General features: G+C 32.0%; 18 protein-coding genes, 2 rRNA genes and 3 pseudogenes (1 of these 23 cut by a window edge). 18 read left to right on the top strand and 5 right to left on the bottom strand.

From position 1 onward, the window contains the following. Nucleotides 1-1,460 (top strand): 23S ribosomal RNA (locus tag CDLVIII_RS26525); it begins 1,450 nt to the left of the window's first position. A 72-nt stretch (nucleotides 1,461-1,532) separates the two neighbouring features. After that, nucleotides 1,533-1,649: ribosomal RNA gene (gene rrf / locus CDLVIII_RS26520) — 5S ribosomal RNA — on the top strand. A 65-nt stretch (nucleotides 1,650-1,714) separates the two neighbouring features. Here the strand turns inward: rrf and CDLVIII_RS26515 are convergent. Continuing rightward, complete coding sequence (locus CDLVIII_RS26515; protein WP_009172574.1) at nucleotides 1,715-2,704, bottom strand: helix-turn-helix domain-containing protein; 990 nt, start codon at nucleotides 2,702-2,704, stop codon at nucleotides 1,715-1,717. Nucleotides 2,705-2,940: 236 nt separating this feature from the next. Between CDLVIII_RS26515 and CDLVIII_RS26510 the strand changes: the two genes are divergently transcribed. From CDLVIII_RS26510 to CDLVIII_RS26495, 4 genes and pseudogenes are all read left to right on the top strand, one after another. After that, nucleotides 2,941-4,047: a DUF362 domain-containing protein gene (locus CDLVIII_RS26510; protein WP_009172573.1), complete on the top strand. Its 1,107-nt coding sequence runs from the start codon at nucleotides 2,941-2,943 to the stop codon at nucleotides 4,045-4,047. 134 nt (nucleotides 4,048-4,181) lie between these two features. Continuing rightward, complete coding sequence (locus CDLVIII_RS26505) at nucleotides 4,182-4,643, top strand: hypothetical protein (RefSeq protein ID WP_009172572.1); 462 nt, start codon at nucleotides 4,182-4,184, stop codon at nucleotides 4,641-4,643. A gap of 83 nt (nucleotides 4,644-4,726) precedes the next feature. Further along, a complete protein-coding gene (locus CDLVIII_RS26500) occupies nucleotides 4,727-5,560 on the top strand; it encodes a deoxyribonuclease IV (RefSeq protein WP_009172571.1) in 834 nt (277 codons plus the stop codon). Nucleotides 5,561-5,726: 166 nt separating this feature from the next. Beyond that, a pseudogene (locus CDLVIII_RS26495) lies at nucleotides 5,727-5,990 on the top strand (peptidylprolyl isomerase); the annotation flags it as partial. A gap of 38 nt (nucleotides 5,991-6,028) precedes the next feature. On the opposite strand, the gene CDLVIII_RS26490 reads toward CDLVIII_RS26495, so the two are convergent. Continuing rightward, entirely contained in the window at nucleotides 6,029-7,267 is a 1,239-nt protein-coding gene (locus tag CDLVIII_RS26490) for an ISL3 family transposase (protein WP_009172570.1), read from the bottom strand. A gap of 120 nt (nucleotides 7,268-7,387) precedes the next feature. On the opposite strand from CDLVIII_RS26490, the pseudogene CDLVIII_RS26485 reads away from it, so the two are divergent. Next, nucleotides 7,388-7,789 (top strand): annotated as a pseudogene (locus CDLVIII_RS26485) (peptidylprolyl isomerase); the annotation flags it as partial. 94 nt (nucleotides 7,790-7,883) lie between these two features. Here CDLVIII_RS26485 and CDLVIII_RS26480 read toward each other — a convergent pair. Continuing rightward, complete coding sequence (locus tag CDLVIII_RS26480; protein WP_009172569.1) at nucleotides 7,884-9,677, bottom strand: carbon starvation protein A; 1,794 nt, start codon at nucleotides 9,675-9,677, stop codon at nucleotides 7,884-7,886. 351 nt (nucleotides 9,678-10,028) lie between these two features. On the opposite strand from CDLVIII_RS26480, the gene CDLVIII_RS26475 reads away from it, so the two are divergent. From CDLVIII_RS26475 to CDLVIII_RS26450, 6 genes and pseudogenes are all read left to right on the top strand, one after another. Beyond that, nucleotides 10,029-11,222 carry a LytS/YhcK type 5TM receptor domain-containing protein gene (locus CDLVIII_RS26475; protein WP_009172568.1) on the top strand — a complete coding sequence of 398 codons (1,194 nt, stop codon included), beginning with the start codon at nucleotides 10,029-10,031 and terminating at the stop codon, nucleotides 11,220-11,222. Nucleotides 11,223-11,242: 20 nt separating this feature from the next. Next, entirely contained in the window at nucleotides 11,243-12,001 is a 759-nt protein-coding gene (locus CDLVIII_RS26470; RefSeq protein ID WP_009172567.1) for a LytTR family DNA-binding domain-containing protein, read from the top strand. A gap of 186 nt (nucleotides 12,002-12,187) precedes the next feature. Next, nucleotides 12,188-13,653, top strand: a pseudogene (locus CDLVIII_RS30305) (IS1182 family transposase). Between the two features lie 356 nt (nucleotides 13,654-14,009). Next, on the top strand, nucleotides 14,010-14,648 hold the full coding sequence (locus tag CDLVIII_RS26460) for a lactate utilization protein (protein ID WP_009172566.1): 639 nt from the start codon (nucleotides 14,010-14,012) through the stop codon (nucleotides 14,646-14,648). A 169-nt stretch (nucleotides 14,649-14,817) separates the two neighbouring features. Then, a complete protein-coding gene (locus tag CDLVIII_RS26455; protein WP_009172565.1) occupies nucleotides 14,818-16,023 on the top strand; it encodes an MFS transporter in 1,206 nt (401 codons plus the stop codon). A gap of 189 nt (nucleotides 16,024-16,212) precedes the next feature. After that, a complete protein-coding gene (locus CDLVIII_RS26450) occupies nucleotides 16,213-17,094 on the top strand; it encodes a LysR family transcriptional regulator (protein WP_009172564.1) in 882 nt (293 codons plus the stop codon). Nucleotides 17,095-17,462: 368 nt separating this feature from the next. Here CDLVIII_RS26450 and CDLVIII_RS26445 read toward each other — a convergent pair whose 3' ends face one another. Further along, nucleotides 17,463-18,038 (bottom strand): TetR/AcrR family transcriptional regulator C-terminal domain-containing protein, encoded by a 576-nt coding sequence (locus CDLVIII_RS26445; RefSeq protein ID WP_009172563.1) that lies wholly within the window; start codon nucleotides 18,036-18,038, stop codon nucleotides 17,463-17,465. A gap of 284 nt (nucleotides 18,039-18,322) precedes the next feature. Here CDLVIII_RS26445 and CDLVIII_RS26440 point away from each other — a divergent pair, with 284 nt between their 5' ends. From CDLVIII_RS26440 to CDLVIII_RS26430, 3 genes are read left to right on the top strand one after another with little or no spacing between them, the layout of a single operon-like run. Then, nucleotides 18,323-19,309 (top strand): efflux RND transporter periplasmic adaptor subunit, encoded by a 987-nt coding sequence (locus CDLVIII_RS26440; RefSeq protein ID WP_009172562.1) that lies wholly within the window; start codon nucleotides 18,323-18,325, stop codon nucleotides 19,307-19,309. 14 nt (nucleotides 19,310-19,323) lie between these two features. After that, nucleotides 19,324-19,977, top strand: a complete 654-nt coding sequence (locus CDLVIII_RS26435) for an efflux RND transporter periplasmic adaptor subunit (RefSeq protein WP_009172561.1) — start codon at nucleotides 19,324-19,326, stop codon at nucleotides 19,975-19,977. Between the two features lie 14 nt (nucleotides 19,978-19,991). Continuing rightward, on the top strand, nucleotides 19,992-21,536 hold the full coding sequence (locus CDLVIII_RS26430) for a DHA2 family efflux MFS transporter permease subunit (protein WP_009172560.1): 1,545 nt from the start codon (nucleotides 19,992-19,994) through the stop codon (nucleotides 21,534-21,536). Between the two features lie 106 nt (nucleotides 21,537-21,642). Here the strand turns inward: CDLVIII_RS26430 and CDLVIII_RS26425 are convergent, their stop codons facing one another. Further along, entirely contained in the window at nucleotides 21,643-22,035 is a 393-nt protein-coding gene (locus CDLVIII_RS26425) for a MerR family transcriptional regulator (RefSeq protein WP_009172559.1), read from the bottom strand. Between the two features lie 379 nt (nucleotides 22,036-22,414). Between CDLVIII_RS26425 and CDLVIII_RS31655 the strand changes: the two genes are divergently transcribed. Further along, entirely contained in the window at nucleotides 22,415-22,561 is a 147-nt protein-coding gene (locus CDLVIII_RS31655; RefSeq protein ID WP_009172558.1) for a hypothetical protein, read from the top strand. 222 nt (nucleotides 22,562-22,783) lie between these two features. Beyond that, a complete protein-coding gene (locus tag CDLVIII_RS26420) occupies nucleotides 22,784-23,209 on the top strand; it encodes a hypothetical protein (RefSeq protein ID WP_009172557.1) in 426 nt (141 codons plus the stop codon). Nucleotides 23,210-23,262 lie beyond the last annotated feature (53 nt).

The raw sequence follows: 23,262 nt of genomic DNA, 5'->3' as shown, positions 1-23,262 counted from the left end.
TAATATCGAGGGTGTGACGAAGAAGGATAGGATGTGCTAGCTATTGGATGCTAGTCTAAGCGTTTAGGGAGTTGGGATTGGCAAATCCGTTCCAACAATTCTGAGGCGTGATGGGGAAGGTTCCACGGAACCGAAGTATCTGATTCCATGCTTCCAAGAAAAGCATCTAGAGAGAGAAGTAGTGCCCGTACCGCAAACCGACACAGGTAGATGAGGAGAGAATCCTAAGGCCGACGGAAGAATTGCAGTTAAGGAACTAGGCAAATTGACCCCGTAACTTCGGAATAAGGGGTGCCTACGGAAACGTAGGTCGCAGAGAATAGGCACAAGCAACTGTTTAACAAAAACACAGGTCTCTGCTAAAGCGAAAGCTGATGTATAGGGGCTGACGCCTGCCCGGTGCTGGAAGGTTAAGGGGAATACTTAGCGCAAGCGAAGGTATGAACTTAAGCCCCAGTAAACGGCGGCCGTAACTATAACGGTCCTAAGGTAGCGAAATTCCTTGTCAGGTAAGTTCTGACCCGCACGAATGGCGTAATGACTTGTGCACTGTCTCAACTGCAAATCCGGCGAAGTTGTAGTGCGAGTGAAGATGCTCGCTACCCGCGATTGGACGGAAAGACCCCGTAGAGCTTTACTGTAGCTTAGCATTGAATTTCGGTATTGTCTGTACAGGATAGGTGGGAGACTGGGATACCAGGGCGTCAGCTTTGGAGGAGTCGTTGTTGGGATACCACCCTGATAGTATTGAAGTTCTAACTGGATGCCATGAAACTGGTGACAGGACATTGTTAGGTGGGCAGTTTGACTGGGGCGGTCGCCTCCTAAAATGTAACGGAGGCGCCCAAAGGTTCCCTCAGAACGGTCGGAAATCGTTCGAAGAGTGCAAAGGCAGAAGGGAGCCTGACTGCGACACTTACAAGTGGAGCAGGGACGAAAGTCGGGCTTAGTGATCCGGTGGTACCTCGTGGGAGGGCCATCGCTCAACGGATAAAAGCTACCTCGGGGATAACAGGCTGATCTCCCCCAAGAGTTCACATCGACGGGGAGGTTTGGCACCTCGATGTCGGCTCGTCGCATCCTGGGGCTGAAGTAGGTCCCAAGGGTTGGGCTGTTCGCCCATTAAAGCGGCACGCGAGCTGGGTTCAGAACGTCGTGAGACAGTTCGGTCCCTATCCGTCGCGGGCGTAGGAAATTTGAGAGGAGCTGTCCTTAGTACGAGAGGACCGGGATGGACTGACCTATGGTGTACCAGTTGTTTCGCCAGAAGCATAGCTGGGTAGCTAAGTCGGGAAGGGATAAACGCTGAAAGCATCTAAGTGTGAAGCCCACCTCAAGATGAGATTTCCCATAGCATAAGCTAGTAAGACCCCTTGAAGACTACAAGGTTGATAGGTCAGAGGTGTAAGTATGGTAACATATTTAGCTGACTGATACTAATAGGTCGAGGGCTTGACCAATATAATCAAGTTGTAAATACATTAAGTAACTATGTGCAATTTTGAAAGAACAAAATCTTTCAATTGAATAGATCTCGTGATGATGGCATAGAGGTAACACTCCTTCCCATTCCGAACAGGAAAGTTAAGGTCTATAGCGCCGATGGTACTGCATGGGAGACTGTGTGGCAGAGTAGGACGTTGCGAGGTAAGATAAAAGATAGCTGATATGGCTATCTTTTTTATTTAATACAGAGTTATTTTTAATGATATTATCAATCAGTGCCATTATCAGTCAGAATGACTGGAAAAAGCTCGTTAAATATTTTGATTCCAAGCTTTTCAGAAAGTAGATCAAATACCTCAATTACACACTCTTGAGTTTTTTCAGCAAGTGCAAAAATTAGCATTAGAGAACAGTTGCGGAAAAGCATGGTTAAAAAGACTTGTTTGCTGTTCCCACGACCGCCCTCCACAGTGTCCATTTCTACAACCTGAGATTCTGGTTTGGTTTTAAGTAGGGTAGAAAAGTCGTCATAAGTGCGACCTATACGAAATTCCCTTGCAGAAAGGCTAATCCTTGTACCTTTTTTACGTTCCTTACATTTGTAGCGTACGCGACGCCTTAAATCAATGTTCTTAGCGGTAAAAACACCTTTATCGATATAGTTATAAAGCGTCCTGCGGCAGCAAGGTATTTCGTGACCGTGATGGGCATAAATATGAGCGACTGATTGTCCTTGTTTAAGCAAAGGTGAAATTATATTATCTAGTATAGTGATGTCAGCTGGAGATTGATTAATTCCGTCTCTGCATGAAACTAAAAGTTCCTGAGAAGCCATATCAGCCCGTTGTGCAGAATAAAGTGCGTGTTGAAGTGTACACCTTTTAATCTTTTGGCAACCGTTGCAGACATAAGGAGCTTTTTGAATTTTAGGACATACTTTTATAGTGTAATCAGGACAAAGTTCTTTACAGTCTGCTTCGCGGGACGGATTATAGCAGCTCTTGCAGAGTTTAACGCAATCCTTTCTTTCACATAAGAAGCGAATCTGACAGTTTTTTTTGAGGGCACATGCAAGCTTTGCTTTAGCTCCATCTCTCTCAGGAAAAAAACGATATTTTTTAACTTCTTTTGCAACAGTGCTAGGATGTTTTTTTATCTTTCTAGCGATAGCAGCAAAGGATTCACCGTCTAATAGACCTTTTTCAATCACAATGCGTTGAGTTGTTGTTAGATGTTTACAATCATAATTCTTATTCACTATAATTACCTCCAATAATATTAGAGGAATCCACTTACATATAAATTGTATCACCTTGTATCAAAAAATAGTGCAATACTAAAGTCATTAATCAAGAATTTAGTATTGCAATCAAGAAGTTACTTTTTCATTTTAGCCATTGTTTTTAATTTTGCTATTGACTTAGAGTTAACTCGAAACAATATAATAATAAGTGTATCTTTATGTAATATATGTATTATTAGGAGGATTTTGAAATGGAGAAGTCAAAAGTTTATTTTACTAATATGAAAGTAACTGGAAATGAAAATTTATTACAGAAATTAAAACGTTTAGTTAAAGCTGCAGGAATTGATCAAATTGACTTTGATAAAAAATACACAGCAATCAAAATTCATTTTGGAGAGCCTGGAAATTTAGCATTTTTACGTCCCAACTTTGCTAAAGTTATAGTGGATTCTGTTAAAGAATTAGGCGGAATGCCATTTTTGACAGATTGTAATACTTTATATGTAGGTGGAAGAAAAAATGCTCTTGATCATTTGAATTCTGCTTATACAAATGGATTTAGCCCTTTTTCAACAGGCTGTCATATATTAATAGGCGATGGATTAAAGGGTACCGATGAAGCTTTAGTTCCTGTTATTGGTGGGGAATATGTAAAAGAAGCTAAAATAGGACATGCTATTATGGATGCAGATGTATTTATTTCTTTAAATCATTTTAAAGGACATGAATTAACTGGATTTGGTGGAGCTTTGAAAAACATAGGTATGGGCTGCGGTTCACGTGCTGGAAAAATGGAAATGCATAGCAGCGGAAAGCCAAGTGTTTCTCAAGATAAATGTGTTGGTTGTGGAATGTGTGCTAAGAATTGCGCACATAGTGCAATTACTCTTGAGGAGAAAAAAGCTTCCATTAATCACGATAAGTGTACTGGCTGCGGACGATGTATAGGCTCTTGTCCTATGGATGCTGTTATGCCTGCATCAGATGAATCTAATGACATATTAAATAAAAAAATAGCTGAATATGCTTGGGCAGTATTAAATGGAAGACCAAATTTCCATATTAGTTTGGTAATTGATGTATCTCCATATTGTGATTGTCATGCAGAAAATGATGTACCAATTGTTCCTGATGTTGGAATGTTCGCATCTTTTGATCCGGTTGCCTTGGATATTGCATGTGCTGATGCAGTAAACAATCAGCCTGTAATGAGTGGAAGCCTTCTTGAGAAAAATGGTTGTGAGCATCATGACCACTTTACTGATGTCAGCCCTGAAACTGATTGGAAGGTTGCAGTCGATTATGCAGTAAAATTAGGACTTGGAAATAAAGAGTATGAACTTATTACAATATAAGATAAGTATTTTGTGATATGCTAATAAGCATTTTAAATCATAAAAAACATACCCTTATATTATTTTAAGAATAATAGTTAACAAATAGTGAAAAAATACCTTTAACTTAATTAATAAAGTTGGAGGTATTTTTTATGAAAATAGAAGGTTATTTCAGTGGAATTAAAGCTGCTAATGAGGCAGTAGAAACGTTAAAAAAAGTTGGTATAACAGATGCAGTAGCAGATATAAATGAGCATTATACAGGAGTTGATAATCCAGGGGGGAATACTCCAACTACTGATAGTAGTACTGGGAGTTTATCGAGTTATGTACTTAGAAGTGACGAGGGTTTAAGTGATTCAAGGCTTGGTCCAATGGCAGCTGCAAGTCCAATGGTAAGCGGCATGGGAAGATTTGAAGAAATTGCAGATGCAAATTATAGGGTAATTGTAAATGTAGATGGTCCAAATGAAGAGAAGGCAAAGCAAATTATAAATAAAATGGGAGGAGATCTAAGAGATCCTAACTTTAAAATGCCAAAAGGATTGGAAAATGTATCTCTGGATGATTTAATGAGCATTATGATAAATGATACAATTAGAAGTGAAGATTAATTATATGCAAAACAGTAAAAATAAATTACACTATAAGTATGTTAATTATACCATAGTGTAGTTTTATTTTTGGAGGTAATAAAATGTTAAAGATAGGATGTCATTTATCAGCATCAAAAGGTTTTAAAAATATGGGAGAAGAAATTATTAAGCTAGGAGGGAATACATTTCAATTTTTTACTCGTAATCCAAGAGGAAGTAAAGCAAAAGCAATTGATGAAAAGGATGTAGAAGAATTCCTAAAATTAGCTAAGGAAAATAATTTTGTTACAATACTAGCTCATGCACCATACACTCTAAATCCTTGTTCTGCAGATGAAAACACAAGAAGTTTCGCAAGAGAAATTATGGAAGATGATTTAGTAAGAATGGAATACATACCAAATAACTTTTATAATTTTCATCCAGGAAGCCATGTTAAACAAGGAACAGAAATTGGAATTAAATATATATCAGATATGTTAAATTCAGTATTAAAACCAGAGCAGACAACAACTGTTTTACTTGAAACAATGGCAGGGAAAGGTACTGAAATTGGACGTACATTTGATGAATTGCAAGAGATTTTAAGCAGGGTAGAACTATCAGATAAGATGGGTGTCTGTCTTGATACTTGTCATGTGTATGATGGAGGATATGACATTGTAAATAACCTAGATAGTGTATTAGAAGAATTTGATAAAAAGATTGGATTAAATAAATTATGTGCAATACATCTAAATGACAGTATGAATCCATTTGAAAGTCATAAGGATAGGCACCAAAAAATAGGAGAAGGCTCTATTGGGATAGAAGGAATTAAAAATATTATTAATCATCCAAAACTTTGCAATCTGCCATTTTTTCTTGAAACACCAAATGAGTTAGAAGGTTATGCAAAGGAAATAGAGCTATTAAAGAGTCTTTATAAAATGTAATAATATATTTATTTAAAGAGTGAATTAATTAATAGGTATCATTAATAAAGTATTTCTAATAAGTAGAAAGAATTTTAATGTAGATTTATTATGTATAACGTTATGAAGGATTTGAAAGATTATGGTATACTTAGAATATTAAATATACATATAAGGTGGAAGAAATATGAAGGTAAGAAGATATTTTAGTTTTATTCTAATAACAATGTTAACATGTTTATTTGTGCTAGTTGGCTGTGGAATTGTTAATAATAAAGAAGAATCTAATACTCAATCTAAAACAAGTGAAAGTAATGAGAACAGTCCATCAAGCGAGAGTAAGGACTTGCCCATAGCGACTATAACAGTAGACGGATATGGTGTTATCCAAGCAGAATTATATCCAGAGACTGCTCCAAATACAGTCAATAATTTTATAGATTTAGCAAATAAAAATTTGGCTCAACACCAAAATATGTTCTTGACAGCTTAAGCTGTCAAGAAATGGTTATTACATTCTAATAAAATTCTTCCTTTGTAGTAGTCTTTATTCCTTGTAAAATAGTGTCTGCGTTGAATTGCTTTAATTTTACCGTTTCTACCTTCAACAGCGGCATTGGTATATCTACAATGATGATAGTTAATTATTTCTTGTCTCCAGTTTTCAAAAGTAACCAAAGCACGTTCTACCTCAGGTATATTTAGTGAATGTCCTTTTTTACACCATTTATCAAATACATTTGTTGCCTGTATAACACTTGAACAACAGTCATACCACTCAATAAGTTCCTCTTTCCACTCATATACTGCTTTTAGGTCAGGTGATAATGACAACAACTGCTGGAGCATCTCAACCTCTTTTGATGTAAGATATTCATTCCGTTTTTCAAGTACTGATTTATTTCTTTTCAATACTGTCCGTGCCGCAGGAGTTAAATCACAACTTATGCGTTTTCTTACGCCTCTAAGAGCTTCCATAGTATAGCTATTAACATGAAACCTATCCGCAATACGTATAGCATCTGGGTATACTTCTTTTGCAAATGTGTGATAATATGGAGCCAAATCCATTACTATAGCAAAAGGTCGGAGCTCAAAAAGTTCTGGATTTACAGTCTTATGACTTCTAAGCTCTTCAAGTTTTCTTCCTGGAATTATTTCAAGTAATGTTCCGTTACGAAGGTCATGAATTCCAGTATTATAACTATGTCCTTTCCTTATAGCAAAATCATCCATTCCAAGTATAAGCTTGTTAGTGTTAGAACTTTCTAATATAACTTTTGCTTGCAATTGTGGAACAACATAGTCAATATAATTTTTATATATTCTTTCAACTGTAGAATATGGTATTTTCAATGTTCTAGCACAGTGAATAACCGTTGCTCCTGGTACTTTAGTTGCAATAAACTCTTGAAATTCATTAGTATAACGACTCTTTCCAGTCAGGAATGAATATTGCCATGAAAAAGAGGCATTACAATCCTTACAGGACATTCTTATTTTAGGAACCTTTAATATTACCTCGTTTTGAAATATAGGAAGATGCCTTACTCTTCTAATTCCAGATGAGCCTCGTCTTATTATTTTAAAACTCTTACAGCACGGACAAGGTTGAGTATATTCTGTAGGTTGGATTTCAATACAAATTCTATCTTCAAAACCATAGATAAAATTGATAACATTTATTCCTTGTAAATTTAATATATTAGTGATATCCTGTAATTGCATTTAAACTCCTTCAATTCTATTGGATTAGTCACTTATAGAATACAGGAATTTGAATGCATTTTTCATTTAATTTTATAATTATTTTATGTCAAGCACAGTTTTTAGTGTTGAGCCAAAAATTTCTATAATAACTTGAAATTTCATAGAGTAATTAAAGGCTTTATGATTCAAGGAGGAGATCCAAAAGGAGATGGAACTGGAGGACCTGGATATTCAATAAAAGGTGAATTCACATCAAATGGTTTTCCGAATGGTCTGAAGCATACAAAGGGTGTTCTTTCCATGGCAAGGACACAAGATCCTGATAGTGCAGGAAGTCAGTTTTTTATAATGTCAGGAGATGCACCAAATCTTGATGGAGATTATGCAGCTTTTGGAAAAGTAATTTCAGGCATGGATGTAGTAGATAAGATACAAAATGTAGAGACAAACTCAGCTGATGCACCTAAAAAGGATGTTGTAATTACATCAATTACTGTTGATACAAAAGGTGTTCAATATAAAGAACCTGAGAAAAAATAATGCTTAAGATATAGGTATATAAATTAGAAAGTTCTACTAACCAAATCGTAAATTGGTTAGTAGAACTTTTTTGTTAGTATTTTATATTTCGTTTCTATATAGTATTTTTAGCAGCGGTTATTTTATCATCAGAGTATTTATTCCAGTTTTTCATCCAAGATTTAATGCATTCATATAAAATAATGATTAGCATAACAAGTATTATAAAGGATAAAACAGTTAAAGTAGTCTTTCCGTTTGGAATATAATTTTGAAATATATTCTCAATGGAAGCTGTTGATGTTGTTATTGAAATAAATATCATAGGCAATATTGTTATAGGAGTATATTTCTTCTTTCCCATTTCAATAAGTACAGATGTACCAATTGCAAAGGCTATTGCAGCAAGTGTCTGATTAGCTACTCCAAATAATGGCCAGATAGTCGAAATATTGCCGCTATAAAGCAATGATCCCCATGTGATGGACATTAAAGCACTAAAGAAAACAAGATTGAATTTTGAGTCTCTATTAGCCAATGGTTTGTACATTTTACCAAAAAGATCTTGTAATAAGTATCTTCCTATTCTTGTACCTGAATCTATTGTTGTTAGTATAAATAATGCTTCAAACATTATGCAAAAATGATACCAGTAAGACATTAGGGTTGATGCACCAGGTAAATTATGAAATACATATGTCATACCAACAGCTAAAGATACAGAACCTCCAGGTCTTCCTGCAAGTGTTTCACCAACTAGACTTTCAAGCATTCCTAGATCTTGAGGAACTAAATTTAATTTAGCAAAAACATCAGGCAAAGAATTTATTGCAAAATAATCAGCAGTAGGTAGAGCAGTAGCAGCAATCAAAGCCATTAAGGATACAAAGGCTTCAAGGAGCATCGAGCCATAGCCTATTGGAAGGATATCTTTTTCATTTTTAATCAATTTTGGAGTAGTACCTGTGCTTATGAGTGAGTGAAAACCAGAAAGTGCTCCACAAGCTATTGTTATAAATAAAAATGGAAATACTTTACCATTTACAACGGGACCACCACCGCTAACATATTGAGTTATTGCAGGCATTTGCAAATTAGGTCTAACTAATACTATTCCAACAACTAAAGCCCCTATTACTCCGAGTTTCATATAAGTACTTAAATAATCACGAGGTAATAATAATAACCATACAGGTAAAGCAGCAGCGCAGAAACCGTATATAACTAGTATTACTGATAATTGCTTAATATCAAGAGTTAAAAAATGTCCAAGAGCTGTTCCTTCAATTTGTGGACCAAAGATAACAGCAAGCATTATTAATACCATTCCTATCACAGTTGCTTCAGCTATTTTGCCAGGCCTGATATATTTTAAATATATACCTACAAAAATAGCAATTGGAATAGTAGCACCAACAGTGAAGGTTCCCCAAGGACTGTTGTAAAGAGAATTAACAACTGGTAAACCAAGACCTGCCATTGTAATTATAAGAATAAAAATAACAGAAATAGAAGTTATGAAACCAATTCTTTTTCCTAAAGTACGCTTTGCAATTTCAGCTATAGATTCACCATCAAACCTCACTGATGCAAATAGCATTACTATATCATGTACTGCTCCTGCAGCAACAGAACCGATTAATATCCATAGGGCTCCAGGAAGATATCCGAATTGCGCTGCTAGAACTGGACCAATAAGAGGTCCAGCACCTGCAATAGCAGCAAAGTGATGGCCTAAAAGTACCCACTTATTTGTTGGTACATAATCTTTTCCATCAGCATATATCTCAGATGGAACTTTTTTAGTTTCATCTAAAGCTAATACCTTTGCAGCAATGAAAGCACCGTAAAGTCTATACCCAAGAATTAAAATTAATGCACCTATAATTACTAAAACAATTGAATTCATATTTACATCCCCTTTATTGTAAATGTTTTCTTTTTATATAATTTATCAGCTAAAGGTTATGATAAGTATATATTATAGGTGAAATATCATATTTTAAAGATAAAGTAGCAAAATATTGGGGTGACTAGCAGTAATATAATACATAATAAAGTAAAATTTGAGATTTTATTATAGCATAGTATAATAAAAGTAGGATTATTAGTTGTATATATAACCTGTAATTATTATTACTAATGAATTATTAAAAAGTAAACCAGTTAAGAATTAAGAATTGATGATTATGAGATTTAATGAAGAAATTTCTATAGAGATTTTTTTCACTAACTGTAGACTAATAAAGGGTGGAATAGTATGTTAATGTTAAATATGTTAGAAAAAATGGCACTTATAACAGTGTTTACATTTATTATCTTACAGACTAGTATTATGAAACATTTAGTAAAAGATAAGTATGATCGTAAGGATAAGGCAATCATTATCATTATATTTTCAATACTAGCTATTTTAGGAACTTATTTTGGTATATACATTACTGATAATTCATTAGCTAACAGCAGACCTATTGGAGCAATAGTAGCAGGATATTTAGGAGGGCCGAGTATTGGAATAATAGTAGGATGCATAAGTGGATTACATAGATATTCTTTTGGAGGATTTACAGCCTTAGCTTGTTCTCTATCAACTGTTGTGGAAGGCGCAATTGGAGGAAGTTTTAGGCTATTATTTAAGAAACAAAGATTAAGTCCATTGATTGCAGGATTAGCAGCAGTAATAGCGGAAATTACTCAAATGATTATTATTTTAATATTTTCAAGTGATCTAAATGCAGCAATAGAACTTGAAAAAACAATAGCTTTATCTATGATAATTATAAATCCAATAGGAGTTTTTTTAATAATTACAGCAATTAAAAGTTCAAAAAGATTAGTGGATGATGAAGTTAACCTAATTAAATTAAAGGAAGAAAATAAAGTAGCAGAATTAAAAGCTTTGAAAGCACAGATAGAGCCACACTTTCTATTTAATTCTCTCAATGTTATAAGTGCTTATTGTAGAACTGATGGTGAAAAAGCAAAAGATTTAATATTAAACCTTTCTAATTATTTTAGAAGCACTTTAGAAATAGAGGGGGATTTTTCTACATTGGAGAAAGAATTAAAGTTAATTAAAGCATATATAGCAATTGAACAAGCTAGATTTTCAAATAGATTATTGGTGAAATTCTCAATAGATGAAAGCCTGTTAAATATAAAATTTCCAATACTTTTACTTCAACCAATTGTAGAAAATGCTATTAAACACGGCATTTTAAAAAAAATTGATGGAGGAGAAGTATCAATTTCTATTAGAGATAATGAAGATAAAATTTATATTGAAATTAGTGATAATGGAGTGGGATTTGGATATACAGAGAAATCAACATCTACAGGAATTGGGCTTGAAAATATAAATAACAGACTTAAATTTTTATATGGAGAGGAATGCAAATTAAATATAGTAAGTTCAAGTAATGGCAGCAATGTTAACTTTTATATTCCGAGATAAATATAGTGGAGGGGATTGAATTGAGATTATTAGATCAAATCAAAATAATAATAGTTGAGGATGAGAAAATATCTAATGATGAACTCAAATATATAGTATCAAAGGATAGCCGATTCAGAGTTGCAGGACAAGCATATGATGGAATAAGTGCATTAAAATTAATAGAAAGTGAAGAGCCGGAAATCGTTTTTATTGATATTAATATTCCAGGGAAAAGTGGGGTAGAGTTAGCAGAAGAAATAAAAGTAGTGTTACCAGATACAATTATAATTTTTCTAACAGCATATGATAGTTATGCGGTAAAAGCCTTTGAACTTAAAATATATGATTATATATTAAAGCCTTATGATGAAAAGAGGATAATAGAATCATTAAATTGTGCATTGAGTACCATCAATAGTAAAAATGAAAATAATATTGTCTGCATATTAGATAAATTAGATCAGGCTAAAAGTCTAAAAAGAATTCCGTGTGAAAATAATGGAAGGATAATTCTCATTGATATTAATAAGATTTCATTTTGCTATTCTGAAGGAGAAAAAAATTACATTAAAGCAGATAAAGAAATTTATTATACGTCAAAAACCTTACAGGAGTTATCTGAGAAAACTAATTTTTTCAGATGTCATAGAAGTTATATTGTTAACCTTGAGAAGGTAAAAGAAGTTTATCCATGGTTTAATGGAACTTATAAATTAATAGTTGATAATACCGAAAAAGATGAGATCCCAGTGAGTAGATCTCATGTAAAGGAAGTCAAAATGGCGTTAGGATTATAATGAAAATTATATAACGTAATTTTTAAATATCATAAATAAAAATTAAAGACCATTCATGAAGTTAAAAGTATATAATAATTGAGAGTAAGAGAAGTAATATGAGATATTATATTACTTCTCTCAGGCTGTCGACAAAGTCGACAGCTTTTAATTTTTCAATTTAAATTACATTGGGGGATAAAAATGATGACAAGAAAAGATGTAGATAATAGATTTCAAATTGAATTTAATAGCGTAGACGCCTTAGTTCCTAAAAATAACTTAGTTAGGAAAATTGATAATGCAATAACTTTAACTTTATATATGATGAAGTGGCAGAGTTATACTCTGCGTTCGGCGCGCCAAGCATTGATCCAGTAGTATTAATTAAAATTATTATGACTCAGTATTTGTTTGGTATTCCATCGATGAGACAAACGATAAGAGAAATTGAAATGAACATAGCATATAGATGGTTTATTGGATACTCCTTTAATAAGAAAATACCTCATTTTTCAACTTTCAATAAAAATTACGAAAGAAGATTTAAAGATACTGATTTATTTAATGTGATCTTCACTAAAATATTAGAGGAAGCTGATAAACATGGATTCATAAGTTTATCTGAGATATACATAGATTCTATTCATATAAAAGCTAGTGCTAATAAGAGAAAATACACTAAAAAGGAAATTGAAACAGAAGCTAAAAAGTATAAAGATCAATTGGAAAAAGAAATTGATGAAGATAGGGAAATACATGACAAGAAGCCTTTAAAAAAACTGAAAAATCAGCCGACACGAAGGTAATTCTGGAAAGTACTACTGATAAGGATAGTGGCATGTTTTATAAGTGATAAAGAAAAATGTTTTGCCTATTTAGCTCATACTGCTTGTGATAACAATAACTACATATTAGATTTTCATGTTACATCCGGGAATGTACATGACAGTGTTGGATTTATTGATTTATACAAAAGTTTGAAAGAAAAGTATTGCATTAACGACATCCTAGCAATAGCTATGGATGCGGGATATATAACACCTTACATATGTAAAACATTATTTGATGATAATATTTTGCCTACACTTCCATATAAAAGACCGATGACGAAGGATAGTTTTTTCAAAAAGTATGAATATGTTTATGATGAATATAATGATTTTTATATTTGTCCGAATGACAAAATATTAAAATATTGCACTACCAATAGAGAGGGATACAGAGAATATAAATCTAATCCATGCGAATGTAAAAAGTGCCCAAACATAAATAAATGCACAAGCAGTAAAAATTATCAAAAACTTGTAACTAGACATGTTTGGGAGAATTATCTTGAGGAAGCAAATCATTTTAGACATGACAGGTACGTAAACTCTGTTTATAAATGCAGAAAAGAAACAATAGAAAGAGTTTTCGCTGATGCCAAGGAAAAGCACAGTATGAGATACACACACTTAAGAGGCTTAGCCAAAATGAAAATGGAGGTTACGCTTACTTTTGCGTGCATGAATTTAAAAAAGATAGCAAGTCACTTATGGAAAAAGAACGGTGGCTATCGCGTCGATAGCACTTTTAGCATTTTATTAGGAAAAATCTTAATAAATAACATCTTAAAATTAACAAAAAGCATTTTCTTACCGAGAAGAAAATGCTTTTTGTCTACAATCTGAAAAAGGCATTATTGCCTTTTTATTTTTATGCTATAAATAAAACTGATTATTCAATTTACAGCTTTTTATTCCTTAACGTTGTAAATTCGCATTTTGCTGTCGGTACCCAATTAATGAACGAACTAGTTTTACGCCTAAGGTAAGTGTTATGTTACGACATTGCATATCGATCGATTATTTCGAACGATGTAATCAAAACTATTAATTTTACTAATACAATACCCTATGATATCATAAATGTGCAAAGGAGAGTAATTAAATTATATAAATATTAAAAATATCAATATTATAATTAAAATCACTTGGAGTCCATGACAATAAGTTAATAAAACTATATATAATCAGGAGGAATAATAATGGATAATAAAAAATGGCATGATAAAGTAATTGGAGAACGGGTTGTGGAATCTCTAAAAGACAATTTCTTTGATGCAATTTATTTTGAAACTTCAGTGGAGGCAACTACATATATTATGGATTACATCAAAGAAGGAGATAAAATCGGTTTTGGCGGTTCAGCAACAATTTATGAAATGGGAATTCAAAAAAAGGCGTTAGATAAAAAGGCAATTGTCCTAGATCACAATAACCCTGCACTTTCGAAAGACGAAAAACAAGCTATAAGAAGGCAGCAACTTACTTGTGATTTGTTCCTTTGCAGTAGTAACGCAATAACATTGGATGGGGAATTGGTAAACATTGATTGTGTTGGTAACCGGGTTAGCGCAATGACCTTTGGTCCTCAAAAGGTTATAATAGCTGCTGGAGTAAATAAAATATGCCGTGACACTGAAGAAGCATTCAATAGAAATGAAACTATAGCTGCACCATTGAACATAAAAAAATTAAATTGGGACAATCCTTGTATTAAAACAGGAGTTTGCATGGATTGTCATAGTAGTACCAGGGGATGCAGAGTTTATTCTGTCATTAAACGAAAGCCTCTGCAAAGCAATATAACCGTATTAGTCATTGGAGAAGAACTAGGGTATTAATACTCCATAGCTAATGATGATCAAGGAGTATAATTATTCTGGAGTTAGTCTAGCCTTGGATATATATATATTAGAAAATTTGACTACAATCTCCTTAACTTATATTTGTATATAATTTCATGGCACATCTATTAAACAATTTTTAAAGCACTAAATAAAGGAGATACAAATGTTTAATTTTATAAAACTTTACAAAGGATTACCAAAAAACGTATATATATTATTTTGGATTCAATTAATAAATAGACTTGGTGATTTTGTTGTCCCATTTTTAGCAATGTTTCTAATTAATAAATTACAATTCAATTCAAAAACAGCTAGCATACTGGTAACTTGCATAGTTCTATTGCAGATTCCAGGTTCTATGCTGGGAGGTATTATCTCTGATTATTGGAGTCGAAAGGGCACATATATTTTATCCCAAACATTATCGGGATTATGTATATTATCATGTGTCTTCATAAATAACAAAATATGGATCGTTATTTTAATTTTCCTATCGGCTTTCTTTAGCGCATCTGTTAAGCCAACAGTAAATACAATGTTATATGACTTTTTACCTCCAAATAAAAGAAAAACTGGACAATCCCTTTTGTATTTAGGGGTGAATTTAGGTGTATCCCTTGGAACACTTTTAGCTGGGTTTATGTTTAATAATTATTTAAAATTGTTTTTTATTTGCGATGCTGCTACTTCTTTTGCCGCAGTGGGCCTAGTGGTATTTAATATAAAAGATGAAGGGAAAAGAAATTTAAAAGTTAACACCAAAAATAAGCCAGGCTTTATACATGAGTTAAAAACAAACTATAAAATCACATTTTTTCTATTTATGTATTTAATGTATAGTTTTATCTACGCACAAAACAGTTTTTCATTGCCACTTATGTTAAATAGCTTATTCGATGGTAAAGGTCCTGTATTTTTCGGTTACTTGATGAGTATTAATGCAATTACAGTTGTTTCACTAACAGCCGTAATAACCTATTTAATGAGAAAAAAATCCTCTCTTATTAATATAACTTTTGGAGGTATTTTATACGCTATTGGTTTTGGAATGATAGGCTTCTCTAGGCATTTTCCTCTTTTCATATTGTCTACAATTTTTTGGACTATTGGAGAAATACTAAATTCTACAAACTTTGGAGTATATCTTGCAAACAATAGTAATGAAGAAATGAGAGGACGTTACTCCTCCTTAATGTTCATTTGTTACTCATTAGGAAGAGCTATTGGCATACTTTCCATGGGTGGGTATATAAATAAATTTGGTATAACTGCAGTTTGGCCTTTTATAATGCTAATCGCTTGTTGTATAAGTTTAACAATGTTTTTATTTCATATTAGTTCTAAAAAAGGTATCAGCTTAAATTTTTAATCATTCCACAGGACAACTGGTTCAATAAAATTACAATTGTGTGAAAATCTAATAAAATCCATGACCTTGTAAATGTTCTTGTGGTCATGGATTTTTTTCTAAGGTTATGTTATTATGAGCATATTAATTAGTTTAGTGAATAGTTTTTGTAATTATAATTAATAATTTCGATAACAAAGGGTGAAAAATATGGATATGAAACAATTAGTAACCTTTACAGCTGTTGCAAGATTGAATAGTTTTACTCAAACAGCAAATGTATTGGGATATGTACAGTCATCTATTACTTCTCAAATTCAGTTACTAGAAAAAGAATTAGGTATTCAATTATTTGAGAGAATTGGCAAAAAAATATTCTTAACCTCTGAAGGAAAAGAATTTCTTTTATACGCCAAACAATTGCTCAATATCTGGGAAAATGCTAAAGGTGTTGCCTCTGATTCAAATATTATCAAAGGAACCCTTTCTATTGGTGTGGTTGAATCTATTTGCGCTTTTAAACTTCCTAACATTCTAAAAGAATACAATGAACTTTATCCTGAGGTTGAACTTGTTCTAAAAACCGGTAATTCCCGGGAACTACAATCATTATTGCGGGATAACCAAATTGATGTAGCAATTTTACTAGATTCGGAAATATCTTATCCTGAATTTGTTATAAAATCCAGTCAAGAAGAACCAGTATCGTTATTAGTTGCTCCTAACCACCCTTTACTACAAAAGGGCAGTGTTTGCTCCGAAGATTTGTCAGAACATCCACTGTTACTTACCAGACAAGGATGCTTCTTCAGAAGTATTTTTGAAAAAATTTTATCAGATACAAAGGTTACGTCTAAAATAACCTTAGAAACTAGTAATATTCAAACAATTAAGCAGCTTACTATTTTGGGTTTTGGTATAACATTACTTCCACGGTTTACTGTTCTTAATGAATTGGATAGCAAACAGTTAATAGAACTTAATTGGAGTGGACCAGCTTTTGATATTAGGACACAAGTTATTTGCCATAAGGACAAATGGATTTCTCCAGCATTAAAGTCCTTCATAACGTTAATGCAAGAAAATACTTAATCCTGCAGGTTTAAGCCATCAAACTAAGCTTTGAAGTATCAGTTAATGTGTGAATTATTACTTCATATTCTAATAAAATCTCTTCTCCATTATTAAGAATACAGTTAAAAGTTTTTATATTTTCTTAAAGGGCGAAACAAATACTAAGATGAAACATTGTATATAAATAACAACAACTGCACTTAGATATTTATTTAAGTGCAGTTGTTGTTTTAATAGTATTTTGTGAGAATTTAGTCCGTAAAAGTAGAAAAGTGTGAAGTATAAGAAAGTGGTTATATCATTATTATTTCTTTTGCGTTAATTATAATTGGTTTATGTAAAAGAAACAAATCTTATGTAATAACTGGAATATTGATAATCATATTTTAAAGTAAGCTGGAAACCAATGTTTTCAATGTATCGAATGATTCCATTAGATATTCAGGAGTATATTTTTCATCATTCTCTATATACCATTGAATTGAAGTAATAGCAGTTGAAGCATACATACGGCAAAAGAATTCTTTGGGAATTTTAGATTTAAGTTCAATGTTTATATTATCAAAGTATGAGGAACAACCGTCCTTTAATATGTTAAACAAACTTCTATATAAATCAACAGACTCAGTATGGACTTTTAATAATGCTAAGAATGCATTTCGCTGCTTTGAATAATATTCTATCAAGTTTGAAAAAAAGTAGATAAAATCTTCATGAGATTTTAAAATGAATCTACTATTAATAAATATTCTAAAATCATCTAGTGTCTCTTCTACCAATTGCGTAAGTAAATCGTATTTATCGTAATAATGATCATAAAAAGTTGATCGTCCTATCAATGCTTCATCTATGATATTTTGAATTGTAATATCCTTAAAATCTTTAACTAGTAATAAGTTAACAAACGATGTTTTTATATTTTTTCGCGTCTTTAATACACGTAAATCAAGCTTATTTGACATATGATCACCTCGAATTTCGCACTGAATGGTAATTAATACTAATTATACTATACAACTTTATTTTGGAAAAAGCTAATGAATAGAGGAGTAATAGTAATTTATAGCCTATCTTATTAAATTTTTTACAATCAATATTTTAAAATGTATAAGTTATCAAACAAAATAATAAATAAATGTAAGTTAAGATATGATAACCATTATCATTAATTATTGAAAGGAAAGTACAAGCCGATTAATATATAGCTTGTAGGAAGGATTAATAATAATTAAAGGAGCAAAATAATATGAAAAAATGTATTTTATGGATAATGGTTTTGATGTTATTAGTTACTTCAAATATAAGTGGATGTAGTAATAATAAAAATAACAATACAACTATTGATGAAACCGCTATTATTCCAGATCAGAAGATAAATTATTTTATGTCAGGTAAAGTTGAAGCAGATGAAAGTGCAGCCATAACATCCAAAATTAATGCAAGAGTTTCGAGTATGAATGTTGATGTTGGTGATGCAGTAAGTGAAGGTGATTCAATAATTACTTTGGATTCTAAGGATATGGAAGCTGAAGCTCAGCAGGCCCAGGCAGCAGTAGAGGTAGCTCAAGCAAATTTAAATAAGGTTAAAAGTGGGTCAAGGCCCGAGCAAATAGAAGAAGCTGAGGCAGCGGTTGAAAGTGCTAAAGCAAATTATGAGAATGTTAAAACTACTAATGAAAGAAATAAAGTTATTTTCGATGCAAAAGGAATGTCTAAGTCAGCACTTGAGCAAAGTGAAACAGCTTTAGTAACAGCAGAAGCTACGTATAAATCAGCACAAGCAGCTTTAGATATGTTAAATAAAGGTGAAACATCTGAAAGTATAGCAATTGCAGAATCACAAGTAAAAAGTGCACAAGCAGCTTTAAATACAGCACAAGTTCAATTAGAAAATGGAGTAATCAAGTCTCCTATATCTGGAGTTATTACTGCTAAGAATATTAATGAAGGGGAATTAGCTACAGCTGGAACTATATTATTATCAATTGTTAATTTAGATACCATCATAGTAAATTCATATGTACCTTCAACAGATATTAATAAAATATCTGTTAATCAGGAAGTCAAGATTAAAATTTCAGAAGTACCAGACAAAGAATTTGATGGAGAAATATCAGTGATAGATCCAGTAATAGATTCTAAAAATAAAAGTGTTTTGGTAAAAGTCTTATTTAAAGAGAAAAATCCACTTTTAAAGCCAGGAATGTTTGCTGAAGTAGGAATAGAAGAATAGGAGGTGAAAATTAGATGAATAGAAAGCGTAAGATATTAATGATTGCTGTATTTGCAGTTATGCTGCTAACACTTATAGGTATAGGATATTATTATTGGTATAACAATGCTTATTTTGTTACAACAGACGATGCAAGAGTTACAGGAGATATTATTAAGGTGAGTCCACAGATTTCAGGAAAACTTCTTGAATTCAATATAGAGGAGGGAGATAGGGTATTGCAAGATCAAATTTTAGGCAGACAAGAAATGGGAAGCCTTCCAGACTCAAGCGTAGATCAATCCATAATAAGAGCACCAATTAGTGGCATTATCATTAAAAAGGTTGGAAATATAGGGGAGATTGAAGCAGCAGGACAATCTATTGCAATGATTGTTGATCCACAAAAGTTATATATTACTGCAAATATAGAGGAAACTAAATTAGGAAGAATAAAAGAAGGACAACCTGTAGATATTTCAATAGATCAAATTGAAGGAAAATTATTTAAAGGAAAAGTAAATTATGTAGGGGAAGCGGCAAACTCTACATTCTCAATTCTTCCATCGTCAGCCAGTGGCACATTTACAAAAGTAGTTCAAAAAATTCCAGTCAAGATTGAAATTGATAAAGCTGATAATGAGTTGCTGCCGGGTACTAATGCAGTTATTAAAATTCATATAAGATAATGGAGGGCAATATTATGGAGGAGAAAACAAAAGACACTTCTAATAAATGGTCCATGATAACTGTGTTAATAATAGGCTCTTTTATGGCTTCATTAGATACTAGTATTGTTAATATAGCAATTCCTAAAATAATGTCAGTATTCGGTGCATCATTAGAGGATGTTAAATGGATATTAACAGCCTACACACTTACTTTAGGTGCTGTAGTGCCGGTTACTGGATATATTAGTGAAATTTTTGGAACAAAGAAATCATTTGTATTTGCTATTGCAACTTTCACTATGGGATCATTCTTATGTGGTCTCTCTTGGAGCAATGGAGCTATGATAGTATTTCGAATTATACAGGCTTTAGGAGGAGGTATGATAATGCCTGTGAGTATGACGATGATGATGCAGGCGATTCCAGCTAAGGAGAGAGGAACTGCAATAGGAGTATGGGGAATAGCGGCATTATCAGCCCCAGCAATAGGACCAACCCTTGGAGGATATATCATTGAGAAGCTTGATTGGAGAATAATATTTTATATAAATGTTCCAATAGGCATAATAGGAACATTTATGGCATTGATTTTATTAAAAGATACTGGAAAAAATATATTTAAAAAGTTTGATTATATTGGATTTATAACTTCTACTATAGCTATGGTTAGTATATTATATGTTCTAGGTGAGGGGGCGAATATAGATTGGGAAGATATAAAAAATCCGATTTTAATAGTGGTTGGAACTTTTTGTGCAATACTATTTATAATAAATGAATTAGGTAATGAAAACCCATTAATGGAATTACGTGTTTTAAAAAATTTTGATTTTGGAATAAGTCAAATAATCCAAAGTATATTAATGTTTGCATTGATGGGAGGAATGTATGTTATGCCGGTATTTTTAGAAAACATAAGAGGATATACGGCTATGGAGACAGGTATAATTTTATTGCCATCTGCCCTTGGACAAGCACTTATGATGCCTATCAGTGGCAAGCTCTTTGATAAAATTGGTGCGAAAATTCCATGTATTATTGGAGTAGCATTGCTAATGGTTACTTCATATAAGCTGGCATTTATAGATGTAGATACGAGTAAGCTTTATATAGAGACAATAATGACAGCACGCAGTATAGGAATAGGACTTTCCTTCATGCCTGTAACAACATTTGGTTTAAATGCTGTTGAGCTTAAACTTGCAGGACAAGCATCTTCTCTAAACAATACGATTAAGCAGATTGCAGGAGCTTTAGGGGTGACAATTATGACAACCATGATACAGAGCAGATGTGATTTGAATTATGAAAGATTGTCAGAGCAGATAACACCATTCAACATAGCAGCAAGTGGAGTTATTAATCAAATTATAGGCTTATATACTCAAAACGCATATTCACAAGTTGATGCAAATAGCACAACAATATATACAATTATTCAATTTATTTATAGGCAGGCTTATGTTGATGGGATAGATTATGCTATTTCAGGAGCAACTGTTGCAACTGGAATTGCATTGCTATTAGTTGTATTTATGAGAAGTAAACCAAAAGAAAAAATAGAAGCCACATTTTAGTGGGGGATTTTTACTGAAGCATATTATATTATATTATATTCTTTGAAAAATAACACAATATAATATGCTTCAATATATTTTTTTATTTTTAAAGGTGAAAAAAATTTTACTTAGCTGCTCTTTGGATGACTTGTCTGTATTTATTGTAAACAGAATCATAATGATCAATTTTACAGTTAATTTTATCAAGATTTTTCTGTAATTCAGCCATTTGATTTAAGACGTCTTCTCTATGTTTTAGAAATATCTCTCTACGAATTTCAACAGTACTATTACCTTGGATGCATAATTGAATATAGTCTTTAATTTTCTTTAATGGCATTCCTGTATTTTTTAGGCAGCAAATAAGTTCTAACATTTCTAAGTCTTCTTCTTTAAAATTTCTGTTACCTGAATCACTACGTTCTACAAAAGGTAATAAGCCTTCTTTTTCATAATATCTAAGTGTGTGTGGTGTTAGATGAGTCTTTTCAGAAACTTCAGCAATACTGTATCCCATGATTTATATTCCTTTCTTTCATTTTATATTTTATATGTTAGAGTATACTCTAATAGTTACGAATTGTAAATTCAAATTGAAGGTTATGTAAAAAGCAATTTTGTATTAACTTCAGAAGAATAAGGTATAAGGCACAATCAAATAAATAACAAGTCCATTTGCCAGCCTATTTTCCATCATCCTACGGCAGCAAATTGACCTAATAGGCCAATTATGAGGGCAATTTGCTTTCTTGCCTGATGAAAAATCCATGTCAACTTTGGACTTGTTATTTATTTTCATGTGCCTAAAACTAATTAAACGTATTTTCGTAAAAATAATAAGGAACATAAGTATAAAATAAGATGAAATGTATAACCTAATGAATGAGGTGATGCAAATGGATAATAACAAAAATAGAATGAAAGATAGACCTAAATCCAATGCAGAAAGAAGAAAAATGGATCCAAAAGGCAATTCTGATCTTGGAATTATTGATGGTAAAAAAATAGGTGCACCTCCACATAAGGAAAAAGATCACTTATAAAAAATAGAAGAGGATATATCAAAAAAATATTTGATATGTCCTTTTAATATATATTTAAATTTAATATTATTAATATTTTTAGTATTGATAATTAAAATTAATGATTTTATTATTTAAATTCGCTATGATAAATTAATGAGTGTATGAATATTGTGCAATATATTGATTATATGTAAATCTATTTATGATAAAATGAAATATATGCTAAATTAGGAGGTTAAGATGGAATTAGAATTAAATGTGTATGAATTAGGTAAAGCTTTAAAAAAATTAGAAGAAAGATATAAATTAACTGTATTGATTAAACTTAATTTGAGCGGTGGATGGATGACAATTACTGGTGAAACAAGCATATTAAAAGTTCCTGGTGATATAAAGGCTGGCTGCGGAGGAAAAGATAATATTATAGACATAAATATTAAAAACGAACTTAATGAAAACGGAACAATTGTAAAAATCACTGGAAGTAAGGATAAAAAATTTAGTGTAAATATATCAAGCACAAGATATAAGGAACTTCGTTCCAATAATTTAACTATTAATCAAATAAAGATAAATGAAAATGAAAGCAAATTAAAAATTGATGAAGATATTATTTTTACAATAAAAGCTCCAATAGATGAAATAAAAAAAATAATAGAAGATTAAATTTTAGAAGAGTATTATTTCGTATAAAATAATATTAAAAGTACATACTATTA

The sequence above is a fragment of the Clostridium sp. DL-VIII genome, from assembly GCF_000230835.1.
GTDB lineage: Bacteria > Bacillota > Clostridia > Clostridiales > Clostridiaceae > Clostridium.
This window is presented reverse-complemented; position numbering and strand designations above follow the sequence as displayed.

Excerpts from the sequence above, each read along its gene's own strand:
- CDLVIII_RS26490 (WP_009172570.1), bottom strand. The coding sequence starts at position 7,267 with ATGCAATTACAGGATATCACTAATATATTAAATTTACAAGGAATAAAT.
- CDLVIII_RS26435 (WP_009172561.1), top strand. The coding sequence starts at position 19,324 with ATGAATAGAAAGCGTAAGATATTAATGATTGCTGTATTTGCAGTTATG.
- CDLVIII_RS26505 (WP_009172572.1), top strand. The coding sequence starts at position 4,182 with ATGAAAATAGAAGGTTATTTCAGTGGAATTAAAGCTGCTAATGAGGCA.
- CDLVIII_RS31655 (WP_009172558.1), top strand. The coding sequence starts at position 22,415 with ATGGATAATAACAAAAATAGAATGAAAGATAGACCTAAATCCAATGCA.
- CDLVIII_RS26500 (WP_009172571.1), top strand. The coding sequence starts at position 4,727 with ATGTTAAAGATAGGATGTCATTTATCAGCATCAAAAGGTTTTAAAAAT.
- CDLVIII_RS26460 (WP_009172566.1), top strand. The coding sequence starts at position 14,010 with ATGGATAATAAAAAATGGCATGATAAAGTAATTGGAGAACGGGTTGTG.
- CDLVIII_RS26455 (WP_009172565.1), top strand. The coding sequence starts at position 14,818 with ATGTTTAATTTTATAAAACTTTACAAAGGATTACCAAAAAACGTATAT.
- CDLVIII_RS26440 (WP_009172562.1), top strand. The coding sequence starts at position 18,323 with ATGAAAAAATGTATTTTATGGATAATGGTTTTGATGTTATTAGTTACT.
- CDLVIII_RS26425 (WP_009172559.1), bottom strand. The coding sequence starts at position 22,035 with ATGGGATACAGTATTGCTGAAGTTTCTGAAAAGACTCATCTAACACCA.
- CDLVIII_RS26475 (WP_009172568.1), top strand. The coding sequence starts at position 10,029 with ATGTTAATGTTAAATATGTTAGAAAAAATGGCACTTATAACAGTGTTT.
- CDLVIII_RS26430 (WP_009172560.1), top strand. The coding sequence starts at position 19,992 with ATGGAGGAGAAAACAAAAGACACTTCTAATAAATGGTCCATGATAACT.
- CDLVIII_RS26480 (WP_009172569.1), bottom strand. The coding sequence starts at position 9,677 with ATGAATTCAATTGTTTTAGTAATTATAGGTGCATTAATTTTAATTCTT.
- CDLVIII_RS26450 (WP_009172564.1), top strand. The coding sequence starts at position 16,213 with ATGGATATGAAACAATTAGTAACCTTTACAGCTGTTGCAAGATTGAAT.
- CDLVIII_RS26510 (WP_009172573.1), top strand. The coding sequence starts at position 2,941 with ATGGAGAAGTCAAAAGTTTATTTTACTAATATGAAAGTAACTGGAAAT.
- CDLVIII_RS26420 (WP_009172557.1), top strand. The coding sequence starts at position 22,784 with ATGGAATTAGAATTAAATGTGTATGAATTAGGTAAAGCTTTAAAAAAA.
- CDLVIII_RS26445 (WP_009172563.1), bottom strand. The coding sequence starts at position 18,038 with ATGTCAAATAAGCTTGATTTACGTGTATTAAAGACGCGAAAAAATATA.